This is a genomic window from Archangium sp. Cb G35, assembly GCF_001896145.1.
GTDB lineage: Bacteria > Myxococcota > Myxococcia > Myxococcales > Myxococcaceae > Archangium > Archangium violaceum.
The window spans coordinates 303829-325214 of sequence record NZ_MPOI01000005.1 but is presented as its reverse complement, the minus strand read 5'-3'; the positions used below and the strand labels follow the sequence as shown (position 1 = coordinate 325214).

Sequence of the window (21386 nt, the reverse complement as noted above, 5' to 3'; positions counted from 1 at the left end):
CACCTCCCAAACGCGCACGAAGACAGGCAGCCGTACGCCACTCGTAGTCGACTACGAGCGGTGTGGCATTTCAACCCACATCACTCGTAGTCGACTACGAGTGACGAGGGCGGCGCGCGCGAAGGTGCATGACCCCGGCCGGGGCGCTCAACCTGCTACGTTGAGGTTCTACGAGGTAGGCCCCGCGTGTCCACTCCTTCGCCCTCCCCCACATCCGAGCCCCCGGTGCATCCGCACCACGGGGGCGCCCTGCATCCACTCGAGACGCCTCCGCTCCCTGTGGGCACCCGCATTGGCGGAGACGTGGTGGAGGGGGTGCTGGGCCGCGGCGGCTTCGCCATCGTCTACCGGGTGCGCAGCCCCGAGGGCCGCCTGTTCGCGCTCAAGTTGCTTCCGCTGGACGTTGGCCCCGAACGCGCCGAGCGCGCCTGGCGCGAGCTGTCGCTGGGCATGCTCCTGCGCCACGCCAACCTCGGGCGTCAGGTGGCAGCGGGCCAATGGCCCGAGGACGAGCCGCGCTTCGTGTGGCTGAAGCTGGAGCTGATTGAGGGCCCCACCCTGGACGAGTGGGGGCGGGACCCCGGGCGCACCGTGGGCGAGGTGGTGGACCGGGTGCTGGAGGTGGTGCGCGGCCTGGCGGTGATGCACGAGGCGCGGGTGGTGCACCGTGACGTGAAGGAGGCCAACATCCTGGTGCACCTGAGCACCGGCCAGGCGGTGCTGGTGGACTTCGGCGTGGGCTACCACGAGGGCGACCCCACGCTGACGAAGGGGATGTTTCCCCCGGGCACGCTGCCCTACCGGGCCCCCGAGGCGTGGGCCTATGGCCGCGCGCACGCGGGCGAGCCGGGCGCGCATTACCGGGCAGGGCCGGGGGATGACCTGTACGCGGTGGGAGTCGTCCTCTACCGGCTGCTGACGGGCCGCTTCCCCTTCCGGCCCGCCGAGCACGGGGGCGAGGACGTGGAGGCGGTACTGCATCAGACGCCCCTGCCGCCGCACCTGGTCAACCCGAACGTGCCCCGGGCGGTGGAGGAAGTGTGCCTGCGGTTGCTGGCCAAGACGCCCGAGGCGCGTTACCCGGGCGCGGTGGCGCTGTACGAGGCGCTGGAGGCGTTGAGGGCCCGCACGGACGTGGTGTGGACGGCGCCGCTACACCCGGAGCGTCGGCCCGCGGTGAAGCCACGGGCGCGAGGGTGGAAGAGGCTGGCGGTGGTGGGCGTGGGGTTGGCCGTGGCGCTGGGGGCCTGGTGGCTCGGCTCCGTCCAGGAAGTAGCGCCGGGAGGGCCCACGCCGGAACCTGTGCGAGCCGTGGCCGCGCCTCCTGCCGAGGCGCCCCCTCCCCCGGCCGCCGCCCCGCCGCTGGCGCTCCGAAAGGACAGTGCCCCCGTGAAGCAGCAGCAGACGTCTGGCTCCCAGTCCGAAGCACCCTCCAAGCACCGGGCAGCCGCCGTGCGCACCGCGTGCCTGGGCCTCACCGGCGCTGCCCTCCAGGCCTGTCTGGGTACGCAGCAGCAGGTGCCGCCCGAGCGCCCCGCTCCGCCTCCCCAGGCGTGCCCCATCGGGGCCGTGGAGACCATGACGAACACGCTCGGCTTGAGCATTGGGGAAAAAACGAGTGTGGAGTGGAGCGACGTGCGGGGCAGGTCCGTGCACGTGCACGAGGGCACTCCCGTATACGTGGGTGGCGCATGGGAGGCAGGAGCGGACCACACGGGCAAGGGCTACAAGATCGCGCTGCCGGACCAGACCCGCATCTCCGGACGGCTCTACGTCAAGGAGGGGCGGGTGTACGGCCGCCTCACCGAAGCCCGCACGCCCCTCGGGGTGACGTACCCGGTGTGCCTGGAGTTGACGGATACGGATGGCAACGTCGGCCTCGAGCTCCAGCCCGGCAGCGAGCCGGGGAAGATGATGGTGGACCCGGTCGTGCGAGTGCGGGTGGTGGACCGCTTCCCGTAGGGGGCATCCCGGAGTTGGGACGGACACGACCGGGCAGGAGGTGTGGTAGAGCCCTACTCCTCCGGTCCCATCCACGTGAGGTGCCTTCCTCATGCTCGTGCTCTTCTCCGCGCCCCTGTTACAACTCGTGTTGCTTGCCGCTCCCATGGAAGCCTCCGCGCCACCTGCCTGTGAAGTGGGCACGCGTCACCTGGAGTTGACTGCGGACATGCCCGCTGAGGCACTCGCGGTGTGCATCCGTCCGGGGTTGCCCACCAGCATCATCTTCGACGCGAAGCTGGGGCGCGTGGAACTGCCCGAACGGGAGCGGTTCCGGGTGATAGCGGATGAGACAGGGCTCACCCTCGTGCCCAAGGGGGCCCTCACTCCAGGAGAGCGCGTGCCGGTGAGTGTCACCTTCGAGGACGGCGCGGACCCGGCGGGCGTGCGCTTCCTCCTGGTGGTGCATGCATCCGAGGCCGCGCGACTGGTGCAGGTGACACGTCAGCCGCGCTCGCTCGAGTCCTACAGGGAAGGCGAGCGGCAGGCGTGGGCGGAAGCGCGACTGTGCGGGGAGGACAAGGCGCGCCTGGAGGCGGAGTGCAGCGGGCCGCGTGGACTGCTGGGCCTGCTCGCCCGGGGGCTGCTGAGGGAGGGAGGCATCTCCGACAAGAACATCACGAAGAATGTCATCTCTCGTCCGGACAACACCCTCAAGTCCATGGATGCGCGCAGCTACCGCGCGGACACCGGGCGTGTGGAAGGCGGGCGCAAGGTGGTACGGCTGGCCGTGGCGCAGGAGTTACGAAACCACGGGAGCACGTCCTGGACGCCGACGGGGGCGGTGCTGGTAGGCCCGAAGGGAGAGGAGTTGAAGGTGCTGGGCGTGTGGACGCAAGAACCCATTCCTCCGGGCCAGAAACGCAGCATCGGGGTGGAGGTGGAAGCAACAGAGGAGGCCGCGCGCGGCACCTTCACCCTGAAGCTATGGAGCCAGGAGGAAGAAGCAGACGGGGGCGAGTTCTTCGAGGGTGTGGTGTTCCCGTAGTGCGCCGCACGATGGCTGTCCTCGTCGCGCCAGGAACAGGAGAGTCCACGAGAAGGTAGCTGCTGGAGCCAATGAGGAGTCCCACGGCAGTCCCCAGCGGGGAAACCTCTACCCCCAGCAGCCGAGAGACACCACCCGGCGCCTTGTTCTTCCCGAGCGTCTGTGCTCTGGCGGAGGGATGCATCGCCGCCGCAAGACCGGAAGAAGCAAGCCCTCGGTCGAGACAACCCGAGCGCATGAGTGGGTAACGGAGGAACTACCGGCCACATCGATGGCACCCTCCGGGCGGTTCCCCCTGCCACCCGTTGAACCCCGAGCCGCCACGCTGCCGCTCCAGCAACTCACCTGGGAGGACTTCGAGAGGCTCGTCGAGGCCTTCGTCGACGAGGTGCTCAAATGGCAGGACGTCCATCGCTACGGGGTCAAGGGACAGACCCAACATGGAATCGACCTGTACGGATACATGGCTGACAAGACGGTGAGGACGTGCCAGGTCAAAAACGTCCGGGCCTTCACGACGGGCGATCTCCGCGCGGCCGTCCATAAGTTCACGAAGGGGAAGCGGCCCTTCAAGAGTCGCTGGCTGGCGGTGGCCGTCGCCTGTCCGGTCGAGAGCACGCAACTCCTCGATGAGTTGCACAAGCTCAAGACGGCGAACAAACGCATCCGCCTGCAGGTGTGGGATCAGAACAAATTTTCGAAAATGCTCCGTCCGCACCACACGCTGGTGCGCCGCTTCTTCGGCCCTGAATGGGAGCGGGTCTTTTGCGAGCCACTTCCAGCCTCCGCACCGCATCCCCACGTCCAGGACGAGTGGCAGCGGCGGTTGGAGGAACTGCTGAGTGAGTCACGAGCCCGGCTGGTCACCCGTTGGTTTTCCGCGGGCCTCGAGGATGCACAGGCCAAGGCCTTCGCCGCGGATGCGAGCATCGGCTTGCCCCAAGGCTTGAGTGCATCCCTTCCCGGGAAGGGCCTCGTCCTGCTGAAAGGGGATTTCGGCTCGGGGAAGTCCACGGCGGGCGAGCGGCTCCACCAGAGGGCCGTGGAGCGAGCCCTGAAGGAGCCCACGGCCCCAATCCCCGTGTATCTCTCCGCCCGTGAGGTCAGGGGCTCGCTCAAGGAGGCCGTTCTTCGCGCCGCGGACGGCCTGGGTTCTCCCGCCCAGCAGGGTGCCCACATCATGCTCGATGGAATCGACGAGCCCGGACTCCAGGCAGCCAGGGATTTCCTCGAACAGGCACGACTCCTCGTGCGCCTGTGGCCACTCACCCGGTGTCTCCTGACGGCGCGTCCTTCCGACTTGCGCGGCCACCCCGAGGAGGAGCACGTGTCCATGCCCCTCCTGACGAACGAGGAGGTGAAGGCCCTCGCCGAGCGCATCGCGGGCGTTTCAGGCTGGACAGGCTGGCCTTCCTCTGTGTGGGAGACCGCTCGACGTCCCCTGTTCACGATCGTGGCCGCGTCCCTGAATAAGACTCCGGGCAGGTTCATTCCGCGCACGACCGCGGAATTCCTGGAAGCACTCGTCCAGCGAGCGCTGGAGCGCACCGGGCAATTGGAGAACGACGCTCAGGCAGGACTACGGCGGCTGGCCTCGCTGACCCTGACTTCTGGGGGCACCATTGCCCAGGGCGAATACGGGGTGGACGAGGACATCCAGCGGCTGCTCGCCACGCGTCTCGTCGTGCGGCGGGGGCGCACGCTCGCATTCACGCTACCCATCATCGAGCAGTACTTCGGTGGGCAAGCCCTGCTGACCGGTACCGTGAAGGCCGAGACGATATGGGCCTCGTTGGAGTCCTTCGATCTTTGGCACGATGCCGTGGTTCTCGCCGTGGGCTCCGGGAGTTGGGAGCAGGTCTCCACACTGCTCACCGGTCTGGCCGGGCGCTACCCCGGTGCGGCCGCCTGGGTCGTCCACAAGGCCCTCTCGGAGAATGGCCCTGTTTTCAAAGAAGACATCGAGAACGCGCCCGCCCTGCCGCCGGGTGCCGAATGCGCACGCCGACTCCACGGCGCGCTCACGTCATGGGTCCAGGCACTCGGACCGCTCGGCGAGCGAACCCGGCTGGCGTGTCCGAAGGTGGAGTCCTTGACCCTCGCGGCGCGCACGGAAGGGAGGGTGCAGCTCGTGACGAGTGCCTGGCGCACGGAGAAGGCGCCAACGGCCGTGCGTGGAGGGGAGCTGCCTCGTGACTGGGAGTGGGATCTTCCCACGGGTGCGCTGTGGCTGTACTCGGAGCGGGTCGCCTCCGCCGAGCCCGCATGGCCGTGGATGGTGTCGTTGAGGTGGCTCCGGAAGGAAATCGAGAGGGTTCTCTCCGCGAAGGATCTCCCGCTCCGAGAAACCTCCCCGGGCCGCGCGGAGCGGCGGTGGGCTCTCGCCCGTACCCTCACGGGCTCACAGGATGACCTGCTCCACACCCCCATCCGGGCGGACGTCGCCCTGACCCACGTGCGGCGGCTTCTCGCGTCCCCAGATGGCGTCAACGATGCCGGGTCCGTGCAGCTGGGTGACCTGGAGGATGAACACCCGACGGTCCAAGTAGAGGAGCTCCGTGCATTCGCTTCCGAGCTCATGGCGGGCAGGAGCATAGGCGCTGACGGCCTGCTTCGCCGCCCCTGGACCGTACCGGATCGTCCCGATAGCCGTAGCGGGTCCATCTCGGGCCTGTACAGCCAGGAGGCGCATCTGCGCCTCGTCCGGGAGGTCTACTCGGCGGCGCTCGACATCTACGAGGAACTGGTCGCCACCTGGCTGCCCGCGCTCCATCCAACGCTGGATTGGGCGTGCGCTTCCCCGATTGGACTCAAGGGCTTCCTGGAGTTCGACGCTCGGGGAGATCCCGGTTTGGAGTACTGCGTCCGTCCACTCCCGTCGGGGCTGAAATCGGACGTCGTCATCGAGGCCGCACCCGCGGATTTCGATCTCGTTGGCTTTCGTCGGGCGTGCATCGAAGACACCGCGAAGAGCCTTGCACTGCTCCGTGAGCGTTCCCCGGCAGCCGTGTCCTGGTTCAGTCAGGGCATTACCAGTACCGTTGTGTATCTCCACGGGAACACGCCCGCGATCGATCTGGCATACGGCTGGCTCGCGAACCATCTTCAGGCGTTGTCCCTCGTTTCCTTCGGGTACCACCCCCCCGGAGAGTACTGAGCCGGACCGCGTTCCGGAGCCCCGGCGCTCCTCTACTTCGGACATGTAGGCCTGTGGCGAGCTGGAGCGCAGGGGCCAAGGAGGGTTGTTGCCGGGGGGCAAGCTCTGAGCCCGTTGGCTCAATGCTGGCCGCCGCGCAACCGCTCCAGTTCAGCGAGGGCCTCGGCCAGCTTGCGCTCGGAGTCCTCGCGCCGCTCGGCCTCCTGAGCGAGCCGCTGCTCCAGCTCGGCGCGCAATTGCGCCTCCTCGGTACGATGGAGCTCCGCCTCCCCCACCATCCGCTCCAGCGTGGCGATCATCTCGCCTGCCTCGGGCAGTGGCGCCCGTCCGAGATAGAAGCGCAACCGCTCGCCCTCGAGTTGCAACTCCAGCCCCAGGACCTCGGAGGTGTAGAAGCCCTGCTGGGGCACGATGGGCTGGTAGACACGCCGCCCCTCCCCAGCCAGCCGCCAGCCGGTCAACTTCAGCCGTCCCCGGTCGAAGAGGAAGTACTCGCGGATGCCAAGCCGCGCGAAGCGCTCCACGTTGCGCTCCAGGTCCTTGCGCCGCTCGCCCGCGACATGAACCTCCAGAGCCAGATCGAGCCCCTTGCCCTCGGCGCTCACCATCCACCGCATGCGCGAGTGGGGCTCCACGTCCATGACGGCCATGACGTCTGGAGCGAACATGCGCTCGCCCGGGTAGTACACGGGCAACTCGCAGGCCAGGTACACCTTGCGCCCGACTCGAGAGAAGAACCCCCCCAGGACCTCGCGCACACGCACCTTGGCGTCGAAATGCGGATCCCCCTCGGGAGGATTGGCCTCGGAGACCGGAAATTCGGAAGGAAGGCTGTCAACGATCTGGGCACGCGCCTCCGGCGTGAGCCGCTCCCAGACGTCCTGAGGCGGTGCACGCGGATCGTCTGGATCGACGCGGTAGGAATCAGCGCTCATGGTGCCCGTAGACACACTAAGTCCCTCCTTGAAGGTGACCAAGCGGGTCCGGCACCAAGCGTCGCATGGAAAGCGGCCAGCCGCCCACACGCCCGTCCCCTGAATCACCTTGGACGTAGGCCATGAAACGTGACTTGCCCGGTCAGGTCAAGGCCCGTGACCTCGGGACAAGGCGCCCGTCTCCATGGACGAGAGCACCCACCTCAATCCGGCCGGGGCATGCCGGGCCGGAAGTGCTGGAGACGCAGGTAGCGCTCGTCGCGGAAGGGGAGCAGGCGCACCGACTCCCCGAAGGTCATCGCCACCCCGCCGCCCACCTCCACCCGCCACGTGCGCGGAGGCTCGTTCGCCGCGGGCTCGGCCTCCAACGGGAAGGACACCGTGAGGGTGCGCCGCGCATCCGCGGCCAGGGGCAGGCCGCTCAACCCGCGCGTCCCCACCGCGTAGCGCCGCCCGTTCAGCACCAGCTCGAAGTCCACCCCCGTCACCTCCCCGTCCCAGAAGGTGGGGTTCTCCACGTCCAGGCGCAGGGTGAGCTCTCCGGAGCCCTCCGGCGTGAAGGCAATCCCCACCTCCTCCACCCGTACCGCCTTGTCCATGGCGTGCGGCCGCAACGTCACCCCGGCGCACCCGGCCAGCCATGGCAGCACCAGCAGGAGGAGCGGCAAGCGGCGCATCAGCCCCCCAGGAGGGGCTTGAGCGCCTCCACCGAGAGCGGCCACCCGGCGCGGCGGGCCAGCACCTCCAGCGCGCGGATGAATTCCGTGGCCGACTGGAAGCGGCGCGCCTTGTCCGCGAAGAGCGCCTTGCGCGCCACCTGCACCGCGTAGTCCGGCAGCTCCGGCACGAGCGAGGACAGCAGCGGCACCCGCGCGTCCCTCACCCTGTGCATCATCTCCGCCTCGCCCTCCCCCACGTACAGGCGCCGGTTGGCCAGCAGCTCCCAGAGGATGACGCCCACCGAGTACAAGTCACTGCGCGCATCCACCGGCAGCCCCAGCACCTGCTCCGGGCTCATGTACGGCAGGGTGCCGCGCAGCGAGCCCGCGTCCCCGCGCGTCACGCCCTCCACGTCCGCCACGCCGAAGTCGGTGAGCTTCACGTCCCCCGCCACGCTCAGGAGGATGTTGGCCGGATTCACGTCCCGGTGGACGATGCTGCCCCCGGCCCCGCCCTCGCCCAGCTTCGCGCGGTGGATGTAGTCCAGCGCCTTGAGCGTGCTCCAGCAGATGTAGCAGGCGGCCTCGGGCGGCATGGCCGTCCGGGCCTTCGTCAGCAGCTCCTGCATGAAGCCCAGCGTCCGGCCCGACACCAGCTCCTGCACCATCAGGTAGTCCGGCCCCGCCTTGAAGAGGCGGAAGGTGCGGACGATGTTGGGATGGCGCAGACGCACGGTGAGCTTCGCCTCGTCGACGAAGGACTTCACGTAGGCGCCATCGTTGCGGTACGTGGGCAACAGGCGTTTGAGCACCACGTCGTCCGGCTCGCCTGGCGAGCGCTGCGTCGTGGGCTTCGCCCGCGCCTGGTACACCTCGGCCATCCCGCCAACCGCCAGACGGCCGACGACCTCATACCCGCCCAGGTCAGGTGCTTGCTGCGACACGTCCCCAGCCTACCCCGCTTTGTGTTGGACACCCACTATTGCGTCAGCAGGGACGCAAATAGCCGCTCGTATTTCCGCGCCGACGCGGCCCAGGAGAAGTCCCGGCCCATGCCCCGGCGCCGGAAGGCCAGCAGCCGCTCCGGCTCGGCGTAGAGGGCCAGGGCCCGCCTCAGGGCCGCCAGCAGCGCCGCCGGGTGGAAGGCCTCGAAGAGGATGCCATCCCCGTCCATGCTCCCATCCACCGTGTCCACCAGCCCGCCCGTGGCCCGGACGATGGGCACCGTGCCGTAGCGCAGCGAGTACATCTGGTTGAGCCCACACGGCTCGTAGCGGCTGGGCATGATGAAGAAGTCCACCCCCGCCTCCACCAGGTGGCTCAGCCCCTGGTCGAAGCCGATGAACGTCCCCACCTGCCCGGGGAAGTGGTGCTGGAGGGCCCGGAGCCCATCCTCGTAGCGGCCCTCGCCGCTGCCCACCGCCACGAAGCGGATGTCCGCCTGGAGCGCCTGGGGCATCACCTCCAGCAGCAGGTCCACCCCCTTCTGCCACGCCAGCCGCGACACGATGCCGAACACCGGGGCCTGGGTGTCCGCGTCCAGCCCGAAGCGCCGCAGCAGCTCGCGCCGGCACGCGGCCTTGCCCTTCAAGTCATTCGCCCCAAAGCGCTCCGGGAGGTACGTGTCCGTCTCCGGGTTCCACTCGTGCACGTCGATGCCGTTGAGGATGCCGGTGAGCACCCCCTGGCGCCTGCGCAGCAGCCCATCCAGGTTGGCGCCCCCCTCCGGCTGCTGAATCTCCTGGGCGTAGGTGGGCGAGACGGTGGTGAGGGCGTCGGAGAACTGGATGGCCCCCTTGAGGAAGTTGACGGTGTCGTAGAACTCGAGCCCGTGATCGGCGGTGAAGAGCTCCCAGGGCAGCCCCAGGTCGCCCATGATCTCCTTGCCGAACTGGCCCTGGTAGGCGAGGTTGTGGATGGTGAGGACGCTCTTGGCCCGCCCCAGAGCCGTGGCCTGGTAGGCGCGCCGGAGGGCCACCGGGGTCAACCCCGTCTGCCAGTCGTTGAGGTGGACGATGTCCGGGGTGAAGCCCAGGCGCTGGGCGGCCTGGAGCGCGCCGATGGACAGATAGGCGTAGCGGCGGTGGTTGTCGCCGAACTCGCCCCACGCGTCCCCGTAGATGCCGCCGCGGTTGTAGTAGTGCCCGTGCTCCAGGAAGAGCAGCTCCAGGTTGGGCGAGGGGCGCAGCGAGAGGATGGGCCCGCGCTCGACGCCAAAGGGGAAGCGCAGCTCCAGGTGGTGGCCGGTGGGGGTGAGACGATCCGTCTTGATGGACCCGTAGCGGGGGGTGACGACCTTCACCTCGTGGCCGAGCGCCGCGAGCTCCGCGGGCAGCGCACCCGCGACGTCCCCGAGGCCGCCCGTCTTGGAGAAGGGGGCGACTTCGGAGGCCACGTAGAGAATCTTCATGGAATGAGACGATGCCGTGTGTGACGCGCGAGTCAACCCAAACACGCGGCTCGCACTCCGGGAACGGGTTGGTATGGTGGGGGGCGTGGAACTTCCCCAGGATCCGTTCGAACGCTTCGCGGCCCTCTACGAGGAGGCGAAGCGCGTCATTCCCGTGGACCCCAACGCCATGACGGTGGCGTCGGTGGGGCCCGAGGGCAGGCCGTCCACGCGCGTGGTGCTGTTGAAGGACTTCGACGCGCGGGGCTTCGTCTTCTACACGAACCTGGAGAGCCGCAAGGGGCGGGAGCTGCTGGGCCACCCGTGGGCGGCCCTGAGCTTCTTCTGGCAGCCGCTGGAGCGGCAGGTGCGGATAGAGGGGCGCGTGGAGCGGGTGCCGGACGCGGAGGCGGACGCGTACTTCCAGAGCCGGCCCCGGGGCAGCCAGGTGGGAGCCTGGGCCAGCCTGCAGAGCCAGACGCTGCCGTCGCGCGAGGTGCTGGAGAACCGGGTGGAGGAGCTCACCCGCAGGTACGAGGGCCAGCCGGTGCCCCGGCCGCCGCACTGGTCGGGCCTGAGGGTGGTGCCCGACCGCATCGAGTTCTGGCACGCGCGTCCGAGCCGGCTGCACGACCGGCTCGTCTACCTGCGCGAGGGCAACGGCTGGAAGACGGAAATCCTCTACCCGTGAGCTACCAGGGAAGCTCCTGCCCCTCGTAGCTGAAGAACCGCCCGCCATCCTCCGCCTTGAGCCGGTCGATGACGTTGATCATCCCCCGCACGGATGCCTCGGGGAGCAGCGGGGCGTTGGGTCCGCCCATGTCCGTCTGCACCCAGCCGGGGTGCAGGGAGATGGTGACGAAGCCCTCGCCGTGCAGGTCCACGTGCATGTTGCGCATGGCCATGTTCATCGCGGCCTTGGAGATGCGGTAGCCGTAGGAGCCGCCCATCCCATTGTCGCCGATGGAGCCCATCTGCGAGGTGATGTGGATGATGCGCCGCGCCGAGCCGCGCCGCAGGGCCGGCAGCAGGGCCGCGGTGAGCCGCAGGGGCCCCAGCGTGTTGACGGCGAAGGTGCTCGCCATCGACTCGTAGTCGAGCTCGGTGAGCGCCCCATCCTTCCCGTAGACGCCCGCGTTGTTGATGAGCACGTCCAGCGCCTCGCCCTGCCCCACCGTGGCGGCGAAGGCGTCCACGCTCTTCGGATCGGAGATGTCCAGCGCGTGCAGCCGCAGCCGGCCCTCCGCGCCCCGGACGAGCTCCTGGAGCTGACGAGCCTCGGAGGGAGAGCGGACCCCCGCCTCGATGGTGTCTCCACGGTTGAGAAGCTGACGAACGAACTCGAGGCCCAGACCTCTACTGGCACCGGTAATGGCGTAGCGCATGACGTCCATTAAATGCCCGCTCTACCCCGAAAAGACACGCTGCCCCGAGGTACTTGACCGGGAATGACTGTCGGTGGAAACCCGGGTTGCACCGGGAGTGGAACCGAGCATGAACGTCGTAATCATTGGAGGCGGAATCAGTGGGTTGTCCCTGGCCTACGGGCTGCGCTCGCGGGGAGCCGGGGTGACGCTGCTGGAGGCGGGCCCGAGGCTCGGGGGTTACATCCAGTCGCGCGGCCGGGACGGGTTCATCACCGAGGCGGGCCCCAACAGCTTCGTGGACCGGGAGCCCACCCTGCGCGCCCTGGCGGCCAGCCTGGGCATCGAGGGGCGCATCCGGACAGCGGACCCCGCGGCGAAGCGGCGCTACGTCTACTCGCGGGGCAGGCTGCGCGAGGTGCCCTCGTCACCGCCGGCCCTGCTGAAGTCGGACGTGGTGCCCTGGGGGGCGAAGCTGCGGATGATGGGCGAGCTCTTCACCCGGCGCGCGCCGGACGGCGAGGAGTCGCTGGCGGACTTCGGGCGGCGCCATGTGGGACGCACGGCCACGGCGGTGCTGGTGGATGCGATGCAGACGGGCATCTACGCGGGCGACATGGAGACGCTGAGCGTGGGCGCCATCTTCCCCAAGGCGGTGGAGCTGGAGAAGAAGCACCGCAGCCTCGTGCTGGGCATGGTGCGAGCGCAGAAGGAGGCACGGAAGGCGCTGCCCCCCGGTGAGGGCGCGCCGAGGCCCTCGGGCCAGGTGGCCTCGTTCGACGGGGGCCTGCAGGTGCTGGTGGACGCCCTGGCCCAGGCGCTCGGGCCGGTGGCGCGCACCGGGGCGAAGGTGGTGGGGCTGCGGCGCGAGGGCAACGGGTGGCGGCTCGCGGTGGAGGAGCACGGACAGCAGGCGGAGCTGGCCGCGGAGAAGGTGGTGCTGACGGTGCCGGCCTACGTGGCGGCGGAGCTGCTGCGGCCCCTGGACGAGAAGCTCGCGACGCGGGTGGCGGGCATCGCCTACGCGCCCGTCGCCGTGGTGCACCTGGGCTACGCGCCGGGCACCGTGCCGCCCCAGGACGGCTTCGGCTTCCTGGTGCCCACGGCGGAGCGGCGGCGGGTGCTGGGCGTCATCCACGCCTCGGCCACCTTCCCCTGGCGCGCCGAGGGTGGGCGCGTCCTCTACACGTGCATGGTGGGCGGGGCGAAGCGGCCGGACCTGGTGGAGCTGGACGACGCGGCCCTGGTGACGCTGGCGCGAGAGGAGCTGCGGGAGCTGGCAGGCGTCTCGGCCGAGCCCGTCTTCACCGAGGTCTTCCACTGGAAGCGGGGCATTCCCCAGTACAACGTGGGCCACCTGGCGCGGATGGCCGCCATCGACGAGGGCCTGGCCCACCTGCCCGGGCTGTACCTCACCGGCAACGCCTACAAGGGCGTGGGCCTCACCGACTGCGTCCGCAACTCCGAGGCGCTGGCGGAGACACTCGCGCGCTGAGGTGCGCCGGGAGACCGTTCACCCCCGGCTTCCGACCGCTCGGCCGGCCGGCCGCCCATGTCAGAGGGAAACGAGACACTGTGGGGATGACCCCCCACAGCCCGGAGCACACCATGGCCTCACCCAGCCGTGCCCTGCTCGTTCCCCTGGCCGTCATCCTCTTCCCCCTCGTCCTGCTCGGAGCCCTGGCGCTCGGCACCACCGGAGCGAGGGAAACCCCCACGTGAGCCCCACCGCCTGGGCCTGGACGGGGTGGTATGCTCACACCCGGTCCGCCATGAACGAAGGCTCCATCGTCCGCGCCACCCTCAAGGCGCTCTTCGTGCCCAGGCGGCTGCTCCCCATCGTCCTCATCAGCCTGCCGCTGGTGGCCGCCCAGGTCCGCTTCAGCCCGTATGAGCCCATGGCGGCGCCCCTGGGCATCCTGCTGTGTGCCCTGTGCGTAGCCGTGGCGCCGGTGTCCTACCGCGTCCTCTTCCCCGAGGGCCTCGACTTCAGCCACGGCGGCATCCGTCTGTTGCTCTACGCCACCGTGGGCGTGGGCGTCGTGCTGTCCGTGGGCGCCGTGGTGCCCAAGGTGCTGGACATGGGGCCCACCTTCCTCACGGACCGCTACAGCCTCGCCGTCTGCGCGGCCCTCTTCCTCGTGGGCGGCTGGGGACTGGGCCGGGACATCGGCTTCGAGGAGAGCCTCGCCCTGGAGCGCGCCCGCGCCGCCCGGCTCGAGGTGGAGGCCGAGCAGGCCCAGTTGCTGGCGCTGCGCAGCCACCTGGATCCGCACTTCCTCTTCAACACCCTCAACGCCATCGCCGAGTGGTGCCAGACGGACGGGGCGGTGGCCGAGGCCGCCGTGCTGCGGCTCTCCGCCATGCTGCGCAGCGTGCTGGCCGGAGTGCGCGCCGCCACGTGGCCCCTGGAGCGCGAGCTGGAGCTGGTGCGCACCCTCTTCAACCTGCACCTGCTGCGCGACCCGGACCTCTTCCAGCTCTCCATCGAGGTGGACCCCGCGCTGGAGTCCTTCCCGGTGCCGCCGCTCGTCCTGCTGCCGCTGGCGGAGAACGCGGTGAAGCACGGGCCCGCCGCCGGCCACCGGGGACTCATCTCCCTGAGCGTCCAGGCCCGGGGAGACGCGCTCGTCTTCACCCTGGAGAACCCCGGCGCCTCCAAGGGGCCTCGCGAGGGCAGCAGCGGCCTGCCCACCGTGGAGCGCCGGCTCGCCCTCGCCTACGAGGGACGCGCCAGCCTCTCGCTCACCTCCGGGGACGGGGACGCGCGCACCCGCCTCACCGTCACCCTGCCCCGCTCCGGCCCCGTCCCCGGCGTCGTCACCTGAGAGCGGCGGCGGACCCGGCTCCGCCACTCGCGCGTCCTCCTGGATGCACGTACGCTCGTGGCCATGAGACTCAGCGTCCTCCTGGTTCTCACCTGCATCCTCGTCACCTGGCCCGTGCCCGCCGACGCCTGTAGCTGTTCATTCGGGACCGGAGACCTGGTGACGGACCTTCGCGAGGCCCGGGACGGTTCAGATGCCGTCTTCCTCGGCCGGGTGGTGTCGGTGGCACGCAGCGGGGGTCCCCTCGGAATCTTCGGCCGGGGCTTTGGGGAGGCGGCCTTCGACGTCATCGAACGCTTCAAGGGCCCCGTGGGCTCGAAGCTCATGCTGCCGTCCGGCACGGGAGCCGGCCCTTGCGAGTTCCCGTTCGTGCCCGGAGAGGAATACCTCGTCTATGCGTCCGAGGATGAAGGGCGCCTGGTCGCCATTCTGTGCTCCCGGACCCGGCCGATCTCCCGGGGGGATATCGAGCTCGACTGGCTCAGGACGGGAAGGCTGCCTCCCGTTCCCGTGGCGCTCCAGCGCGAGACGGTCCAGTGCCCGACCTGTGACCTCGACACGGTGACATCCACCCTCGTGGGCCTTCCGCCCGGTAACGCCTGCAACCTGGGTCTTCAGGACCCCGAGGCAGCGATCGCGCTCCGGGAAGGACGTCCGTTCTGGACGGGGGGGTACTACAACCACGACAACCCATCGCGCACGACGGCGGTGGGCCTGTCCCGGGAGCTGCGGCCGTTCGAGTTGATCCAGACGGGCCCCAGCGGTACCGATGAGAAGTGCCGGAAACGCGTCTCGCTGCGGTGGTGCGAGCGGCTCGAAGCCTCGAGTGATCCCCAGGCCCGGCCAGAGCTCCAGTGTGTCAATCCGGGTCCGGAGCAGGAGCTGTGTGACGAGACGAAGAGCCGGACAGCCATCTGGGAGCCCAAGGAGCGCCTCCAGGCCGCTCAGTGCTCGTGGTTCAGCCCCGACAAGCCCCACTGCGCTCTTCAAAAGGAACTTCAACCCCTCGCCGAGGATGCCCCGGCTTCGCCGCTGCTCCGCTGCAGTCCAATGTATTGGACCGACACGCGCCACCGATGCCGGGTCTCGCCTGGAAGCTCGGCCCCATGACAGCTCATTCGCGGCTCAACCCTTCCAACTGGCGCTGGTAGCCGCCCTGGAGCCCGACGACCTTGCCGATGTTGGTGGCGAAGAGGAACACCGACAGCATCGCGATGACCACGAACATCAGCGTGCGCAGCCACCGCATCGCGGACTCGGAGTGTCCTCGCGACACCTGGGCGAGCATGGGCTCCAGGTCACCGGTCCGCTCTCCGGTGGAAAGCTGCTGGAGTGACGGCCCATCGAGCACGTCGAGCCACTCCACCACGTCCGTCAGGGTGGCGCCGGAGCGGAGCCGGTGGAGGGCCAGGTTCACGCGCCCGCGCAGCAGGGAGCTGCCGGTGGCCTCGAGCGCCATCTGGAGACTGCGCCCCGCCTCCAGCCCGGCTCCGAGCGCCACGCCCAGCACGAGGCTGAAGCGGCTGGCCTGGAGCTCGCGGTGGAACCGGCCCAGCAGGGGAACGCTCATGCGCAGCCGCTCCCAGTGCGGCTCGACGGCCGGTGACGCCAGCACCAGGGGCATCAGGAAGAGCGCCCCCCCGAAGAACGACACCAGCCCCACCTTCCGGAGGAAATGCGAGACGAACACCCCGAGGATGTCGTTCGTTTTCCCCGAGGCCATGAGGCTGCTCGCGGTGTCCAGCAGGGCGCCGCCGAAGATGAACGCGACCAGCAGGTAGGCGGGGTAGGCGCACAGCGAGACGGCACGCCAGCGCAGCCGCTGCGCCTCCTCCATCTGCGCGGTGACGCGCGCCAGGGCCGACTCGAGCGTGCCCGAGGCCTCCGCCGCGCCCAGCAACTCCACCACCTGCGGCTCGAACCACGCGGGCTGCCGCCGCATCGCCTCGGCCAGGCCGGAGCCCGCGGCCACGTCCTCGCCCACCTGGGCCACGGCGCGGCGGAACGGGTCCTTCGCCGCCCCCCGCGACAGCTCCGAGAACACGATGGGCAGCGCCAGTCCTGCCCGGATCATGCTGTGCAGCCCCTGGAAGAAGGTAAGGCGCGACCGGTGCCGCACCATCGCCACGAGCGGATGCCGGGCCCAGGCGCTGGCCAGCCATGGCGTCCCCTCTCCAGACGGGGCGGGACGATGCGCGGTGCGGACGGCCTGGCGGGCCGGAGCTCCCGCCTGGGGTCGAGCCGTCTGGGAAGGCGGCTGAGTCCGGGGAAGGGGCGGCTTGTTCATGGGATTGTTCTCTCGGGCGGCCACGCCTACAGGTTAGAGGCAAACAGCGTAGAATGGAGGAGCAATGGACACGAGAGACGCGCTGTTACACCGCGTCACGCGGGCCACACCGGACGCGTTCACCCATGGGCAGAACCAGGAGGACATCCTGCTCGGCCTCTCGGAGCTCTATGGCCCCGCCGTGGCCGAGGAGGTCCAAGGCCTCGTCCCGGCCCTCGTGGGCCCGGGCTCCTTCAACTACCGCGTGGCGGACATGCTGAAGCTCTGCGACGTGGCGGCGCTCACCGCGGAGAGACGGACCGGGTGCCCCTATGGCGAGGTCCTCGAGCAGCTCGCGGGCTTCAGCATCCACAGATTCCTCGAGTCCCCGTTGGGCAAGGGGATGTGGATGATGGCGTCCCGGGACATGCACGAGATCCTGAAATGGTCCCTGGCCTCCATCCGCTCGGCGATGACGCACGGCCAGCGCAGGTACGAACAGCTCGGACCTGGCGGCGCCCGCATCTTCTTCCAGGGCGAGCTGATGGGACCGGCGTGGACGCGCGGTATCTTCGTGTGCGGCGCCCAACGGCTGGGGCGGCAACCCATCTCGGTCTCCGTCGAGAATCTGCTCGAGCCGGGCCTGGACTTCGTCCTGCGCTTCACCTGGTAGCGGAGCATCCGGTAGGTTGCCGCCATGGCGGTGAATGTCGTGGCGTGGGCGGACCCGGTCCGTCGCTCCGAGCCGGCCCGGCTGCGCTCCTGGTACCTCGCGTGTCCATCCGAAGCCCTCCGGCCCGGACAGGTGATGGGCTGGAGCCTCGGCGGACGGGAGCTCGTGCTCTTCCGCGGCCAGAGTGGACGCGTCCAGGCCCTCTCCGCCCACTGCGCCCACATGGGGGCCCACCTCGCGCATGGCACCGTCATCGGCGAGCACCTGCGCTGCCCGCTGCACCACTGGCAGTTCGACGGCAGCGGCATCTGCCGCGCGGTGCCGGGACACGCCGACGCCTCGGGCAGGCCGGGACAGCGGGCCTTCCCCGTGGTGGAACGCTACGGCGCCATCCTCGTGTTCAACGGGCCGGTGAGCCTCTTTCCCCCACCCGAGGTGGGCGGCCCCGAGCTGCGCTGGCGCACCGGCCCTCCCGTGACGGTCGGATGCTCGTGGCTGCCGATCGCGGCGAACTCCTTCGACATCGAGCACCTGCGCACCGTGCACCACCGCGAGCTCCGGGACGCACCTGGCGTGGAGCGCGTGGACCCATTCACGCTCCGGCTGCGCTACACCTCCCGCGTCATCGGTACGGGGCTCAGCGACCGGTTCATGAAGGCGCTGTCGCGCGACCACATCCGCGTGACCATCACCCTGCATGGCGGAACGCTCATGTCCGTGGAGAGCGACCTGGGCCGCACCCGCAGCGCCCTGCTCGCCGGATTCCGTCCCCACGCGGAAGGGACGTCCGTGCTGATGTCCTTCGCTGCGCCTCCTGGCCGTGTCCCGGGAATGGACAGCCTCCGCCTCGCCGTGTCGCGGTGGCTCTTCACCTCGTTCCTGCGGCGCGACCTCTCCGTGCTCGATGGGATGCGCTTCAATCCGGGTGCCGCCACGGCCGACCCCGTGCTGCGCCACCTGCTCGACTTCGCCGCCCAGCTCCCGGAGGACACCGATGACGAGCGCGGGTGAAGAAGCCCCCATTCCGGCCACGCTCAACACCGTGCTCCTCGCCGCCGCCCTGGCCGCCTGCGCCGGGTGCCTCTGGCTCGCCTCGCACGCGGAGCCGCTCGCCGCGCGGCTGCTGGCCGCCGGGGCCTTCTCCTATGTGAACAACACCGTCTTCTCGCTGCTCCACGAGGCGACGCACGGCGTGCTCCACTCCTCCCGGCGCGCCAATGACTGGCTCGGGCGGCTCGCGGCGGCCTTCTTTCCCACCTCGTACACGCTGCAGCGCACCTTCCACCTCACCCACCACCGCAACAACCGCACCGAGCTGGAGCAGTTCGACTACCTGCGCTCCGGGGACAACCGCTTCCTCAAACACGCGCAGTGGTACTCCATCCTCACCGGGCTCTACTGGGCCTTCGTGCCGGTGGGCTGCCTCGCCTTCGCGCTCTTCCCGAGCCTGCTGCAACGGCTCCGGGGCACGGGCACCCGTTACGGAGAGCAGACCGGCGCCGACGCCTACCTCGGACGGCTCGAGGACGCGCCGGGCGCCACCATCCGGCTGGAGCTCCTGCTCATGGTGGCCGTGCAGGCCGGGCTGGTGCTCGCGCTGGACCTCAGCCTGTCCGGGTGGGTGCTGTGCTACGCGGCGTTCGCCGTCAATTGGAGCTCGCTCCAGTACGCGGACCATGCCTGGTCCCCTCTGCACGTGCGCGATGGGGCGTGGGACCTGCGCGTGGCCGCGCCCGTGCGCTGGCTGTTCCTCAACTACCACTACCACCGCGCCCATCACCGCCATCCGCGCGTGCCGTGGCTGTACCTGGGCCGCTACGTGGACGACAACGTGCCCCGCCCCTCCTTCCTGCGCATCTGGCTGTCCATGTGGCGAGGCCCCCAGCCCCTCCCCGCGCCCGTGGAGGAGCGATGAGCGCGCGCCCTCCCCTCTTCGGCTGGCCCCGCCGTGACGAGCTGCTCCTCACGGGCGCGATGGCGCTCGGCTTCACGTTCTTCTTCCTGCTCGTCTACGGCGGCGCGAGCGCGGTGACGGGCTTCTACACGTGGGGCATCCGCGTGGACCTGCCCTTCGAGCGGCACATCCCCTTCGTGCCCGCCTGGGCGGCCGTCTACGTGAGCATGGACGTGCTGCTGATGCTCTCGCTGCTCGTCTTCCGGACGTGGCGCGAGATGGTGCCCTTCGTGCTCGCGCTCTGCCTGCAGACGGTGGTGGGCGCCGCCTGCTTCCTGGTGCTCCCGGTCGAGGTGATGTGGCCGCCCCGGGAGGTGAGCGGAAGCTGGGCCAGCGTCTTCTTCCTGGCCGACACGATGAACCTCGAGCGCAACTACCTGCCCTCGCTGCACGTGGCGTTCGCGTGCACGGCCGCCCTGGCCTATGGCGGGCGCGGGGGCTGGCTCGCGCGGAGCCTGTTCGGCCTCTGGGCCACGGCCATCGCGGCGTCCACCCTGCTCATCCACGAGCACCACCTGGCCGACGTGGTGGCGGGCGCGCTCCTCGCCTGGGGAACGTGGCGCTTCGTGGAGGCCCGGGCTTCCCGCCCGGACTTCCTCGAGGCGCTCCGCGTGGAGGCGCTCTGCGCACGGGAGCTGTACCGCTTCTCCCGCCGCCATTTGCGCTACCTGCTGATCGCCCTGGGGCTCTACCGCTACTCACTGCCCCGGTGGCGCGCGACCCGCGTGGCCCGCACGGGCTTCTGCTTCCTCCAACTCGTGGATGACGTGCTGGACGGAGATCGCCCCATCCCGGGAGAGCCGCTCGAGTGGGTGGATGCCCTCCTCGTCCAGATGGAGAGCGGCCACTGGAGCGGCACGGACGTGGCTTCCACCCTGGGCCGCGAGTTCCTCGCCGGGCTCGGAGACGAGAGTGCTCGCGCGGATGCAATGCGGCTCGTGCGCGTCATGCGGCGGGACCGGGAGCGCGTGCTCCACCGCCAGGAGCTCGAGGCCGAGGCCCTCCGTGCCCACCACCGGGACACCTTCCGGCTGTCGGTGGGCATGATGCTGCACGTGGCCGGAGCCGGCGTCCGCGCATCCGACGCACCGTCCCTGCTCGACGCCTTCGGCTGGTGCTCCACCCTGCGGGACCTGCACGAGGACCTCCGCAAGGGCCTGCTCAACGTGCCGGCCGAGGTCCTCCAGGCGGTACGGGCCGAGGGCCTGGACCCGTTGCGCTACGAGGACCTGGTGGGCTCGGCGGCGGGGCGGGCCTGGGTGGTGGCCGAACACGGCCGGGCACGCGCCCTGCTCGACCAATCGGCGGTGGAACTGGCCGGACTCGAGGGCCGCTCCGGCGTGGCCCTGCTGCGGCTGTTCCACCGCTCCATCGAGAGCTTCTGGGCGAAGCGATTGCCCCGGAAGCTCCCGTTCCTGCGCGAGACAGCCGCGGTCAGCTCGTGGCCTTCCGGCGCGCCGTGAAGCGGCCGACGAAGATACCGGCGAGGAGCATGGCCACCACGGCGATACCGCCATAGACCAGCGCCGCGCTCTTCACCTTGTCGAGCACGGGGTTGTCGAACACGCTGGTCGAGTAGTGGAAGGCGGCGATGAGCCACCGGTCCCCCTCCTTGACGAGGGTGCAGGTCCACCGGGAGTTCACGGTGATGTCCGTGCCATCGGTGAGCACGTAGTGGTCGGCCGAGGAGCCCTGGGCGACGCCCGTGTTGCCGTACAGGCGTGTCAGCTCGTCCACCTCGAACTTCGCGTCGAGCTTCTGCACGATGCGGTCCGGGCCCTTCATCATCTGATCGTAGTAGGCGCGGATGGCGTCCTTGCCCACGCGCACGTCGTTGTTCATCGTGGTGAAGACGACGTTCGGGTGCAGGTGCGAGAGCAGCTTGTCGAGGTCCTGCGCATTGAGCGCCTGCTCCATGTCGTTCTTGATGGCGCGCAGGGCCTGGTGGGTGGCCTCGACCTCCGCCGCGCCGCCACCGGCGGCCTCCTGGGCCCGGAGCGACCACGGGAGGCACAGCACCAGACACGCCATCACACAGCCGAGAGTCCGATTCATGAGGTCTCCAGAAAAGGGGCCCATCCTACGCGGCTTCGTCACATGTCCAATCGCATACGGCTCGGCACGCGGTGGGTTTGGAACCGTTGCCCCCCGAGCGCCCGGCCCTACACTGGC

General features: G+C 69.7%; 18 protein-coding genes. 11 read left to right on the top strand and 7 right to left on the bottom strand.

All coding sequences use genetic code 11. The features are described from left to right. Positions 1 to 279 precede the first annotated feature (279 nt). From BO221_RS17655 to BO221_RS17645, 3 genes are all read left to right on the top strand, one after another. Positions 280 to 1962 (top strand): serine/threonine-protein kinase, encoded by a 1683-nt coding sequence (locus BO221_RS17655; protein WP_158079866.1) that lies wholly within the window; start codon positions 280 to 282, stop codon positions 1960 to 1962. Between the two features lie 91 nt (positions 1963 to 2053). Continuing rightward, positions 2054 to 2989 carry a DUF2381 family protein gene (locus tag BO221_RS17650; RefSeq protein ID WP_073561626.1) on the top strand — a complete coding sequence of 312 codons (936 nt, stop codon included), beginning with the start codon at positions 2054 to 2056 and terminating at the stop codon, positions 2987 to 2989. Between the two features lie 271 nt (positions 2990 to 3260). Further along, positions 3261 to 6146, top strand: a complete 2886-nt coding sequence (locus BO221_RS17645) for an NACHT domain-containing NTPase (RefSeq protein WP_073561625.1) — start codon at positions 3261 to 3263, stop codon at positions 6144 to 6146. 119 nt (positions 6147 to 6265) lie between these two features. Here BO221_RS17645 and BO221_RS17640 read toward each other — a convergent pair whose 3' ends face one another. From BO221_RS17640 to glgA, 4 genes are all read right to left on the bottom strand, one after another. Next, entirely contained in the window at positions 6266 to 7081 is an 816-nt protein-coding gene (locus BO221_RS17640) for a Uma2 family endonuclease (RefSeq protein WP_073561624.1), read from the bottom strand. A 203-nt stretch (positions 7082 to 7284) separates the two neighbouring features. Next, complete coding sequence (locus BO221_RS17635; protein WP_073561623.1) at positions 7285 to 7758, bottom strand: hypothetical protein; 474 nt, start codon at positions 7756 to 7758, stop codon at positions 7285 to 7287. Then, the gene (locus BO221_RS17630) at positions 7758 to 8684 is read right to left on the bottom strand and encodes a serine/threonine-protein kinase (protein WP_073561622.1); all 927 of its coding nucleotides are present in this window, start codon (positions 8682 to 8684) and stop codon (positions 7758 to 7760) included. The genes BO221_RS17635 and BO221_RS17630 overlap by 1 nt, the downstream gene beginning before the upstream one ends. 35 nt (positions 8685 to 8719) lie before the next feature. Continuing rightward, the gene (glgA, locus tag BO221_RS17625; protein WP_073561621.1) at positions 8720 to 10150 is read right to left on the bottom strand and encodes a glycogen synthase GlgA; all 1431 of its coding nucleotides are present in this window, start codon (positions 10148 to 10150) and stop codon (positions 8720 to 8722) included. A gap of 85 nt (positions 10151 to 10235) precedes the next feature. Between glgA and pdxH the strand changes: the two genes are divergently transcribed. Next, positions 10236 to 10820: a pyridoxamine 5'-phosphate oxidase gene (gene pdxH, locus BO221_RS17620; protein WP_369865084.1), complete on the top strand. Its 585-nt coding sequence runs from the start codon at positions 10236 to 10238 to the stop codon at positions 10818 to 10820. A gap of 1 nt (position 10821) precedes the next feature. Here the strand turns inward: pdxH and BO221_RS17615 are convergent, their stop codons facing one another. Beyond that, complete coding sequence (locus BO221_RS17615) at positions 10822 to 11514, bottom strand: SDR family oxidoreductase (protein ID WP_073561855.1); 693 nt, start codon at positions 11512 to 11514, stop codon at positions 10822 to 10824. Positions 11515 to 11623: 109 nt separating this feature from the next. Here BO221_RS17615 and hemG point away from each other — a divergent pair, with 109 nt between their 5' ends. The 3 genes from hemG (at position 11624) to BO221_RS54880 (ending at position 15431) form a co-directional block, all read left to right on the top strand. Further along, the gene (hemG, locus tag BO221_RS17610; RefSeq protein ID WP_073561619.1) at positions 11624 to 12988 is read left to right on the top strand and encodes a protoporphyrinogen oxidase; all 1365 of its coding nucleotides are present in this window, start codon (positions 11624 to 11626) and stop codon (positions 12986 to 12988) included. Positions 12989 to 13265: 277 nt separating this feature from the next. Then, the gene (locus BO221_RS17605; protein WP_073561618.1) at positions 13266 to 14321 is read left to right on the top strand and encodes a sensor histidine kinase; all 1056 of its coding nucleotides are present in this window, start codon (positions 13266 to 13268) and stop codon (positions 14319 to 14321) included. 57 nt (positions 14322 to 14378) lie between these two features. Beyond that, positions 14379 to 15431, top strand: a complete 1053-nt coding sequence (locus tag BO221_RS54880) for a hypothetical protein (RefSeq protein WP_233166084.1) — start codon at positions 14379 to 14381, stop codon at positions 15429 to 15431. Positions 15432 to 15435: 4 nt separating this feature from the next. Here BO221_RS54880 and BO221_RS17595 read toward each other — a convergent pair whose 3' ends face one another. Then, entirely contained in the window at positions 15436 to 16608 is a 1173-nt protein-coding gene (locus BO221_RS17595) for a type II secretion system F family protein (RefSeq protein ID WP_083681124.1), read from the bottom strand. Between the two features lie 64 nt (positions 16609 to 16672). Between BO221_RS17595 and BO221_RS17590 the strand changes: the two genes are divergently transcribed. The 4 genes from BO221_RS17590 to BO221_RS17575 are packed head-to-tail and all read left to right on the top strand — an operon-like array spanning position 16673 to position 20677. Further along, a complete protein-coding gene (locus tag BO221_RS17590) occupies positions 16673 to 17260 on the top strand; it encodes a DUF2378 family protein (protein WP_073561615.1) in 588 nt (195 codons plus the stop codon). Between the two features lie 24 nt (positions 17261 to 17284). Then, positions 17285 to 18271, top strand: a complete 987-nt coding sequence (locus BO221_RS17585; RefSeq protein WP_073561614.1) for a Rieske 2Fe-2S domain-containing protein — start codon at positions 17285 to 17287, stop codon at positions 18269 to 18271. Then, entirely contained in the window at positions 18255 to 19175 is a 921-nt protein-coding gene (locus tag BO221_RS17580) for a fatty acid desaturase (RefSeq protein ID WP_073561613.1), read from the top strand. The genes BO221_RS17585 and BO221_RS17580 overlap by 17 nt, the downstream gene beginning before the upstream one ends. Then, positions 19172 to 20677, top strand: coding sequence for a phosphatase PAP2 family protein (locus BO221_RS17575; RefSeq protein WP_073561612.1), 1506 nt, complete (start codon positions 19172 to 19174; stop codon positions 20675 to 20677). The genes BO221_RS17580 and BO221_RS17575 overlap by 4 nt, the downstream gene beginning before the upstream one ends. Here BO221_RS17575 and BO221_RS17570 read toward each other — a convergent pair. Continuing rightward, entirely contained in the window at positions 20649 to 21269 is a 621-nt protein-coding gene (locus BO221_RS17570; RefSeq protein WP_073561611.1) for an SgcJ/EcaC family oxidoreductase, read from the bottom strand. The two genes, BO221_RS17575 and BO221_RS17570, sit on opposite strands and share 29 nt — an antisense overlap. Positions 21270 to 21386 lie beyond the last annotated feature (117 nt).

Bases quoted from the DNA above. Each gene is read 5' to 3' on its own strand.
- BO221_RS17615 (WP_073561855.1), bottom strand. From the start codon at position 11,514: ATGCGCTACGCCATTACCGGTGCCAGTAGAGGTCTGGGCCTCGAGTTC.
- BO221_RS17570 (WP_073561611.1), bottom strand. From the start codon at position 21,269: ATGAATCGGACTCTCGGCTGTGTGATGGCGTGTCTGGTGCTGTGCCTC.
- BO221_RS17580 (WP_073561613.1), top strand. From the start codon at position 18,255: ATGACGAGCGCGGGTGAAGAAGCCCCCATTCCGGCCACGCTCAACACC.
- hemG (WP_073561619.1), top strand. From the start codon at position 11,624: ATGAACGTCGTAATCATTGGAGGCGGAATCAGTGGGTTGTCCCTGGCC.
- BO221_RS17650 (WP_073561626.1), top strand. From the start codon at position 2,054: ATGCTCGTGCTCTTCTCCGCGCCCCTGTTACAACTCGTGTTGCTTGCC.
- BO221_RS17585 (WP_073561614.1), top strand. From the start codon at position 17,285: ATGGCGGTGAATGTCGTGGCGTGGGCGGACCCGGTCCGTCGCTCCGAG.
- BO221_RS17605 (WP_073561618.1), top strand. From the start codon at position 13,266: ATGAACGAAGGCTCCATCGTCCGCGCCACCCTCAAGGCGCTCTTCGTG.
- BO221_RS17590 (WP_073561615.1), top strand. From the start codon at position 16,673: ATGGACACGAGAGACGCGCTGTTACACCGCGTCACGCGGGCCACACCG.
- glgA (WP_073561621.1), bottom strand. From the start codon at position 10,150: ATGAAGATTCTCTACGTGGCCTCCGAAGTCGCCCCCTTCTCCAAGACG.
- BO221_RS17595 (WP_083681124.1), bottom strand. From the start codon at position 16,608: ATGAACAAGCCGCCCCTTCCCCGGACTCAGCCGCCTTCCCAGACGGCT.
- BO221_RS17635 (WP_073561623.1), bottom strand. From the start codon at position 7,758: ATGCGCCGCTTGCCGCTCCTCCTGCTGGTGCTGCCATGGCTGGCCGGG.
- BO221_RS17640 (WP_073561624.1), bottom strand. From the start codon at position 7,081: ATGAGCGCTGATTCCTACCGCGTCGATCCAGACGATCCGCGTGCACCG.
- BO221_RS17645 (WP_073561625.1), top strand. From the start codon at position 3,261: ATGGCACCCTCCGGGCGGTTCCCCCTGCCACCCGTTGAACCCCGAGCC.
- BO221_RS17575 (WP_073561612.1), top strand. From the start codon at position 19,172: ATGAGCGCGCGCCCTCCCCTCTTCGGCTGGCCCCGCCGTGACGAGCTG.